The 8,458-nt window shown below is 69.8% G+C and carries 7 protein-coding genes; 2 read left to right on the top strand and 5 right to left on the bottom strand.

Annotation, left to right across the window (positions count from 1 at the left end):
* Nucleotides 1–172 precede the first annotated feature (172 nt).
* The gene (locus AB0M02_RS01860; RefSeq protein ID WP_364219882.1) at nucleotides 173–877 is read left to right on the top strand and encodes an HAD family hydrolase; all 705 of its coding nucleotides are present in this window, start codon (nucleotides 173–175) and stop codon (nucleotides 875–877) included.
* Between the two features lie 62 nt (nucleotides 878–939).
* Here AB0M02_RS01860 and AB0M02_RS01855 read toward each other — a convergent pair whose 3' ends face one another.
* From AB0M02_RS01855 to AB0M02_RS01835, 5 genes are all read right to left on the bottom strand, one after another.
* Entirely contained in the window at nucleotides 940–1,530 is a 591-nt protein-coding gene (locus AB0M02_RS01855) for an ATP/GTP-binding protein (protein ID WP_263025738.1), read from the bottom strand.
* 1 nt (nucleotide 1,531) lies between these two features.
* Nucleotides 1,532–1,912, bottom strand: a complete 381-nt coding sequence (locus tag AB0M02_RS01850) for a DUF742 domain-containing protein (RefSeq protein ID WP_122982576.1) — start codon at nucleotides 1,910–1,912, stop codon at nucleotides 1,532–1,534.
* A gap of 131 nt (nucleotides 1,913–2,043) precedes the next feature.
* Entirely contained in the window at nucleotides 2,044–2,448 is a 405-nt protein-coding gene (locus AB0M02_RS01845) for a roadblock/LC7 domain-containing protein (protein ID WP_014447580.1), read from the bottom strand.
* Entirely contained in the window at nucleotides 2,445–5,960 is a 3,516-nt protein-coding gene (locus tag AB0M02_RS01840; protein WP_364219879.1) for a nitrate- and nitrite sensing domain-containing protein, read from the bottom strand. The genes AB0M02_RS01845 and AB0M02_RS01840 overlap by 4 nt, the downstream gene beginning before the upstream one ends.
* A gap of 449 nt (nucleotides 5,961–6,409) precedes the next feature.
* The gene (locus tag AB0M02_RS01835; RefSeq protein WP_364222472.1) at nucleotides 6,410–7,534 is read right to left on the bottom strand and encodes an adenosine deaminase; all 1,125 of its coding nucleotides are present in this window, start codon (nucleotides 7,532–7,534) and stop codon (nucleotides 6,410–6,412) included.
* Between the two features lie 23 nt (nucleotides 7,535–7,557).
* On the opposite strand from AB0M02_RS01835, the gene AB0M02_RS01830 reads away from it, so the two are divergent.
* A complete protein-coding gene (locus tag AB0M02_RS01830) occupies nucleotides 7,558–8,358 on the top strand; it encodes a putative RNA methyltransferase (RefSeq protein WP_364219876.1) in 801 nt (266 codons plus the stop codon).
* Nucleotides 8,359–8,458 lie beyond the last annotated feature (100 nt).

Raw genomic sequence — 8,458 nt, 5'->3', positions numbered from 1 at the left:
GGGCGGGCGCTGACCGAACATCGGAGCAGGACGGCAGCGCCCGTTACGACGAGCGCTGACCGAGCACCGGAGCAGGACGGCAACGCCGGTTGCGACGGGCGATGACGTGAGCGGATCGGGAGGCTGTCACCTGCGGGTGGCGGCCTTCCGGCGCTCCCGGATGCTTACCGGCATGCGAGCCATCGTCTTCGACTTCTTCGGCACCCTCACCGACCCGTCCGCGGAGGCTCTGCGGGCGGATGCGTTCGCCGAGACCGCCGGCGCCCTGGGCATCCCGGCGGAGCGGTTCTACGCCGAGATGGCCGGCAGCTTCCCGGAGCGGATCACCGGGCGTCTCGGCGGCACGCGCGAGACGCTGCGGGAGATCGCCCGCCGATGCGGCACCGAACCCGACACGGTACGGCTCGACGCGGCGACCCGAGTACACCGCGCGGGCGCTGAGCGCGTCCGTCCGCCACGTTCAGGTGTTCTGCCACTACTCGACCGGCTCCGGGGGGACGGATACGTTCTGGGGCTTCTGAGCGACTGTTCCAGTGAGCTGTGCGAGGACTGGGCCGGCACGCCGTATGCGCCCAGGATCGACGCGCCGGTGTTCTCCTGGCGTGAGGGGCGTCGCAAGCCGGACCCGCGCCTGTACGCGACCGTTGCCGCACGGCTCGGCGTCGCACCCCGGGAGTGCTGGTACGTCGGCGACGGCGGGAGCCGTGAACACGCCGGTGCTCAGGCGGCGGGAATGCGGCCGGTGCTGGTCACCAACGCCGGCCACCCCGGAGCGCACACCTTCCGGGACGACCCGGACTCGTACGTCCCGGATCTGACCGTCGCCGACCCCGCCGACCTGCCCGGCCTCCTGAACGAAGCGATCAAGTCACGCTGAGTAAGGGGCTCTGGACGCAGCAAAGCCCCGCTCCGTCACCGGAGCGGGGCTTCAACCGTTTGTCAGGCGGGCGCTACCGCGCGCGAGCGACGCATCGTCAACACATACTCGACGAGCGAGATGAGGACGTTCTTTGTCGACTCGCGGTTGCGGGCGTCGCAGCTCACGACGGGCACGTCGCTCGAGATCGCCAAGGCGTCCCGCACGTCCTGCGCGTTGTGATACTGCATGCCGTCGAAGCAGTTTATGGCCACCAGGTACGGCAGGCGGCGGTGCTCGAAGAAGTCGATGGCGGCGAAGCAGTCGGCCAGCCGACGCGTGTCCACCATGACTACGGCACCGATCGCACCGCGTACCAGCTCGTCCCACATGAACCAGAACCGGGTCTGGCCGGGAGTCCCGAACAGATAGAGGATCAGGTCGCGGTCGATGCTGATCCGGCCGAAGTCCATGGCCACGGTGGTGGTCATCTTGCCCGGCACCTGTCGATTGTCATCGACACCCACACCGGCCGAGGTCATGATCGCCTCAGTGGTCAGCGGGGTGATCTCCGAGACCGAACCCACGAGCGTCGTCTTACCGACGCCGAAGCCACCGGCGATGACAATCTTCGCCGATGTCACGCGTCCGCCAGCGGCGGGACGGTGCGACATGTCAGAGCCTGCGAAGTCCACTCAGCACCCTTTCCAGCAGTTCCGTGCCTACCGCGTCGGTCTCGTCTTCGAGCGAGGTGGGCTCGTAAACCGCGACCAGACCATCTGAGGCCATGTCGGCGACGATCACACGTGCCACACCGAGCGGCAGTTGCATGCGTGCAGCGATCTCGGCGAGGGACTGAACGCGTCCCCCGTCGCACATCGCCGCGATGTACTGATGCTCGCTTCCACCCTGCCCGCCGCGGATCATTCCGGAACGGCCGCGCACGGTTGTCTCGACCAGCGCTTCCAGCGCTATCTCAAGTTTCGGCCGGGTCCGACCGCGGGTCACGGCGTACGGCCTGACCAGCGCGCCGGTCGGCTCATCGCGTTCAGGCATCGTCACCAACAACCCCTCCCTCGGCCCCTCGAAGTGTATTAGTTATCAAAGTTTCCGCCAGTAGCCGGCTGAGCGTACCCGCAGGACAAAACCGCAGACAAACCCCTGGATGGAGCCGGCTCACTGTCCTTTCAGCCCAGCACCCCGGCCGCCGAACGCGGCGCGGGGGTCAGTGCTTCGCCGACGCGGTCGACCAGGAGGGCCATTTCGTAGCCCACCTGCCCGACGTCGCAGCTACGCGCCGCGAGCACCGCGAAGGAGGAGCCGTCGGAGATGGACATCAGGAAGAGGAACCCGTTGTCCATTTCCACGACCGTCTGGAGTACGGCACCGCCCTCGAAGCATCGCGCGGCGCCCTGGGTAAGGCTGACCAGGCCGGACGCGATGGCCGCCAGCTGGTCGGCACGGTCCCGCGGAAGGTCCCGCGAGGCCGCGAGGAGCAGGCCGTCGGCGGAGACCGCGATCGCGTGCGCAACCCCGGGTACGCGGTCGGCGAAGTTGGCCAAGAGCCAACCGAGATCCTGCGTTGATGTCATGCCTCATGCTCCTTGCCAGCCTGCGAGGGCTGCTGCCCTCCCGGAGTCTCCTCCAGGTTGGTCGATTGTTCCTTGGTGCGACCGCGCTGAACACCCCGGTGGTACGCGGAAAGCAGACCGCGGACTCCCTCGGGCGTACGGCGCTGGACGGAGTTACCGCCCCGGTCAACACCGCCGGGGACGAGTTGCGCCATCGGCGTGCGCTTCGGCAGGCCCGCCGTGGTGGTGACGTCGACGGCAACCTCGGAGGCCGCGCGGGCCGCCTGCCAGCCGTCGTCCGCCGCTGTACGCCACGGGTTGCCCGCCGTCGCGCCGTTGCCATTGCTGTACGAAGCGGCCGCGGCCGCCGGCGCCCCGACCGGAGCCGGGTCGCGTGTCTCCGGAGGACCGGCCTGCTGCGGCACACCGGCCATGCGGGTCGGCTCCCCGGTGGGGATGCGCTGGGATACGACGGATTCGTCACCGGATCCGGAGGTCCGCGTCGCCGACTCGTCGCGAGCCGTGGTGAACCAGGCCGACTCGAGCTCCCGGAAGATCGGCAGCTCCATCGTCTCGTCCGCGAACGGAACCGAGCCCTCCTGGTGCGAGGACGCCTGTGCTGCCGCGATCTGCGCGGCGGCGGCGGCCTGAGCCTCCTGGGCGGCGGCGACGTCCGCACCGGACGGCACCGGCGGCGCCGAGGTCGGCACGGGAGCCGTCTGCGGGTTGGTCGGGCGGGCCACCTGCGGCTGCGGCTCGTAGTTCTCCGGGCGGTAGCGCGGCAGCTCGGCGGTCATGTCGAGCGCCGCCGCCAGGTTCTCCGGCACGTGCGGGGTGGCACCGGCCTCGCGCTCGGCGGTTACCGGCGGCCAGGCCGGCGGCGCCGAGGCGAACGGACTGCGCTGCTCGGCGGGCGGCGCCGAGGACGGCGCAGCCGAGACCGGCTCGGACGGGACCGCGGAGATCGGCGCGCCGGAGACCGGCGGTGCCGAGATCGGCGGAACCGGCGGCGCGGACACCGGCGGCATGAAGTTGCGTGCCTGGCTCTCCGGGTTGGCGGGGAGCTGGCGCGGGATGGTCGCACCGTACGCGTTGCTGGTGTCCTCGGGCCGCGGGAACTCGCCGTTGCGACGCTGAGCGAGCTCGTCGAGGCCGGCGAAGCCCTGCGGGCCGGACGGCAGCGGCGGGATCACCTCGTTGCTGCGCGGTCCGTGGAAGCCGTTGGCCAGGCCGTTGCCGCCACCGCCGCCGTTCAGGCCGCCGAACCCGGGGGGTGCGGCACCGGTCAGGTCGGACCAGGCCGGCACGGAGCCGTTGCTGCCGTTGGTCATCGGCTCGAACTGGCCACCGCCACCGCCGCCGTTGCCGCCACCGTTGCTGAAGCCGCCGCCGTTACCGTAACCACCACCGTTGCCGCCGCCGAAGCCACCGCGGCCGCTCTCCAGCGCCAGCGGCTCACCGAAGGCCTGCAGCGATGAGGGCGGCGGCGGAGCGCCGAAGCCACCACCGGGCTGGACCGAGGCGGAGGCCGCCGTGGCCAGGACCGAGACGGGCAGGCCGACCTCGGCCACGGTGCCGCGCTCGCGGTCGGCGGGACGCAGCTCGACACGGACACCGTGCCGGTCGGCCAGCCGGGCGACCACGACGAGGCCCATCATCCGGGAGACGGCCACGTCCACCGTGGGCGGGTTGGCGAGCCGCTCGTTCAGGTCGCGGAGCTGCTCGCGGCTGATGCCGATGCCGTGGTCCTCGACGGTGAGCAGAGCGTTCTCGCCGATCCGGCGCGCCTCGACGAGCACGTGCGAGTTCGGCGGGGAGAAGGCGGTCGCGTTGTCGAAGAGCTCGGCGACCAGGTGGACCATGTCGTTGACGGCGTGCGCCGCGACCTCGATCTCCCGGTCGATCATGCCGAACTCGATGCGGGTGTAGTGCTCGACCTCGGACTGCGCGGCGCGCAGCACGTCGATCAGAGCGGCCGGCTCCCGCTGCACACGGGTCGAGTCGGCACCCGCGAGAACCAGGAGGTTCTCGTCGTTACGACGCATTCGGGTGGCCAGGTGGTCGAGCTGGAAGAGCTCGGCCAGACGGTCCGGGTCCTCCTCGCCGCGCTCCAGGCGGTCCAGGTGACCGATGAGCCGGTCGACCAGGATCTGCGAACGACGGGCCAGGTTGACGAACATCGTCGCGACGGAGGCACGCAGCGCGGCCTGCTCGGCCGCGGTCCGCACCGCCTCGAGGTGAACCGCGTTGAACGCCTCGGTCACCTGCCCGAACTCGTCACGGCTGCGGACCGGGAGCGGCTCGGCGATCTGGTCGGCGACCTGTGCCGGCGTGAGCGACGCGGAGAGCGCCGGGTCACGCAGCCGGCTCACCGCGTGCGGCAGGCCGAACTGGGCGACGGCGAGCGCACCCTGGCGCAGCTCGCGCAGCGAGCGGGCCATCGAGCGGGCGACCAGCCAGGCGAAGAGGATGGCCAGCAGCAGCATGCCGAGCAGCACGCTGGTCTCCAGGAAGACCTGCTGGTTGGTCTCGTCACGCAGGTCGGTGGCGTCGGCGACGATCTGCGCGTCGAACTTCGTCTCGACGTCGCGGAAGAGCTCGTTGTAGCCCTTCATCGCCGACTCCCAGCCCTCGGTGTTGAGGAAGTCCAGGCGGGAGGTGTTGCCCTGCTGCAGTGCCTGCAGCGGGATGGTCAGGTTGGTCGCGGCACGCTCTTTCGGGCCCTTCACGGTGTCCGCGAAGGCCTGCTTCTCAGCGTCGGTGCCGACCGACTGCAGGGTGTCCTGGGCCAGCGAGTAACCGGCCTGGGTCCGCAGGAAGGCCTGGCGCAGGTTCGCGTCGAAGTCCTTCTTGTCGATCACCTCGTGACCGATGTAGCGCTGCTGCGCCACGAAGTCCTTGGACCGGGCGACCGAGGCCACCACGCGGAGGTGATCGCTCAGCTCCGGGTCGGTGGCGAGCTGCGCGGAGATGTCACGCACCTGGAGCAGGTCGTCGATGAGCGACGAATACGTCTGTTTCACCAGAGCGTTGTCGGGCTCGACGCCGTCGCCGTTGCCGACCTTGCTGCGGAACGACGGAAGGTCCTCGAGGTTGCGCTCCAGGCGCAGCAGCAGGATCCGGACGTTCTCCGGAACGTCCTCCAGCGCGCCCCTCTGCTGCACATAGGGCGCCTTGGCGGCGTCGACGTCACCGTGCTCGTCGTTGTAGAGCTTCTCCGCGGCGCCGGCGGCGGCGTTGTTCTTCGACTTCTTCGCCAGCGTCAGCATGACGCCGTAGGTCCGCTCGGCCTGAAGCCGGTCGACCAGACCACCGGCGGTCTGCGAGAGCACCGAGAGGGTGCGGGCGCGCTCCGCGTTGTTGGCCTCTTTGATGTGGTCCACGAGGCCGTTGACGCCAACGATGATCGTCGCCACGGTCGGAACCAACATGATCAGGCCGAGCTTCGACCAGATCGGTAGGTCTCGCAGCCGACCAGCCGGTCGACGCAGACGCGACATGACGCCGTTCGCCGTGTCGGGGCGCTTGCTCACGTCACCGTCCTCCTGATTCGGGCCCGGCATTCGGCTCGCCGGGCACCGCGCACGGCCGACTCGCCGGGTCGGGCCCCCGAGATTCCATCACGACAAGTGTCAAAGAGAAAGGGCAGGCCGACACGGACCGGTTGTGTGACGCGATGTTGCAACATCGAAGTTGGACATCGCCGGTCCATTATCACTGCCAGTAGAGGTACACATCTCTCAAGGTCACTCACTCGGTCGGCGCGGCGTTGGGGGGTGGGTGCTGGCCGACCGGGTCCCGATCGTAGTCGATCGCGTTGGAAACGACGATGGCTCGTGTTCCCGCGATCGGCAAGGCGAGATGCCGGATTCTGCCGACTTTGCAGGCGGCAGTCTAGCCGAACGGTGGAGTCCGCAAGCCGGACGTCGAATTCTTTTGACGTACGTTCGTCCCTATCCGGAAAAAAGCGAAAATCCGGACTTCAACCGACCAGTTTGGCGTACGCCGGCTTGATCACCTCATTGATCAGCACCAAACGTTCGTCGTACGGGATGAACGCCGACTTCATCGCGTTGATCGTCAGCCACTGCAGTTCCATCCAGCCCCAGCCGAACGCCTCCGCGAGAAGCGACATCTCCCGCGACATCGAGGTACCGCTCATCAGCCGGTTGTCGGTGTTGACCGTGACACGGAAGCGGAGATCGTGCAGCAGCTTGATCGGGTGCTCGGCGATCGACGGCGCCGCACCGGTCTGCACGTTGGACGACGGGCACAGCTCGAGGGGGATCCGCTTGTCCCGGACGTACGCCGCGAGCCGCCCCAGCACCGGCGGCGCCGCGTGCGTGCCACCGGTCGGCGTGACCTCGCTCGGCCCGTCGGGCGCCGTGTGGATGTCGTCCACGATCCGCACGCCGTGCCCGAGCCGGTCCGCGCCGCACCACTGGATCGCCTGCCAGATCGACGGCAGGCCGAACGCCTCGCCCGCGTGGATGGTGAAGTGGAAGTTCTCCCGCTGCAGGTACTCGAAGGCGTCCAGGTGCCGGGTGGGCGGGAAACCGGCCTCGGCTCCGGCGATGTCGAAGCCGACGACTCCGCTGTCGCGGTACCGCACGGCGAGCTCGGCGATCTCCTGGGAACGGGCGGCGTGCCGCATCGCGGTCAGCAGCGTGCCGATCCGGATCTGACGGCCCTCGGCGGCCGCCTCGGCGCAGCCCTCGTGGAACCCGGCCTGCACGGCCTCGACCACCTGATCCAGGTTCAGCCCGCGCTCCAGGTGCTGTTCCGGCGCGTAGCGGACCTCGGCGTACACCACGCCGTCGGCGGCCAGGTCCAGCGCGCACTCCCGGGCCACCCGGTGCAGTCCCTCGCGTGTCTGCATGACCGCCACGGTGTGTGCGAACGTCTCCAGGTACCGTTCCAGCGAGCCGGAGTCGGCGGCGGCGACGAACCACTCGCCGAGCCGTTCCGGGTCACGGGTGGGCAGTTCGTGATCGACAGCCTCGGCGAGTTCCACGACGGTGGCCGGCCGCAGACCGCCGTCCAGGTGGTCGTGCAGCAGAACCTTCGGTGCCTTGACGATGTCGGAGTGTGCGATGCCAGCCATCAGGAGAGCCTAGAGGGAAGCCGCCGATGATCGACGGAGCAATTCCGTATCTGCGGTGCCCGGTCTGCCGGGAGCCGCTCACCCGCGCCGAGCGGGCGCTGCGCTGTTCGCGGCGGCACAGCTTCGACATGGCCAAGCAGGGTTATGCCGATCTCAGCGCGGGCCGGCTGCCGCACACCGGCGACTCGGCGGAGATGGTCGCCGACCGGGCCGCCTTCCTCGCCGCCGGCCACTACGCCTTCATCGCCGAGGCGCTGGCCGCGCACCGCACCACCGGCCTGGTGCTCGACGCGGGCACCGGGACCGGCGACTACCTGGCCCGATTCCTGGACTCCTCCCCCGAGGCGGTCGGGCTGGGCCTGGACGTCTCCAAGCCGGCCCTGCGGCGTGCGGCCCGCTCCCACGATCGCGCCGCCGCCGTGCTGGCGGACCTGTGGCGTCCGCTTCCGATCGCCGACGGAGCCGCCTCCGTGATCCTCAACGTCTTCGCGCCGCGCAACGGTCCCGAGTTCCACCGGGTACTCCGCCCGGACGGGAGGCTGCTGGTCGTGACACCCGCCGCGGACCACCTCGCCGAACTGGTGACCGGTTTCGGTCTGATCCAGGTCGACCCGGTGAAGGCCGAGCGCGTGGCCGAGTCGCTGGGCGACCGTTTCACCGCTACCGGCTCCACCACGCACCGCAGAGAGATGCATCTCACTGCCGCCGAGACGCGCACGCTGATCGGTATGACGCCGAGCGCCCGGCACGTCCCGGTCGGCGACCTGCCGACCCGGGACCAGACGATCACCGCGGCCGTCGACGTGACCGTCTATCGGCCGCTCTGAGCCCGACCCGGCAGGTGCCCCGGCGGCCGCGCTGCGGCCCCGCGTTGCAGGGCGTCGCGGGTCTCGGAGCGGCAGAGCACGAGTCTCGTACCATAAAAAG

Source organism: Actinoplanes sp. NPDC051861 (assembly GCF_040681145.1).
Lineage (GTDB): Bacteria > Actinomycetota > Actinomycetes > Mycobacteriales > Micromonosporaceae > Actinoplanes.
The sequence above is the reverse complement of the archived record's forward strand: the minus strand, read 5'-3'. Positions and strand labels throughout refer to the sequence as shown.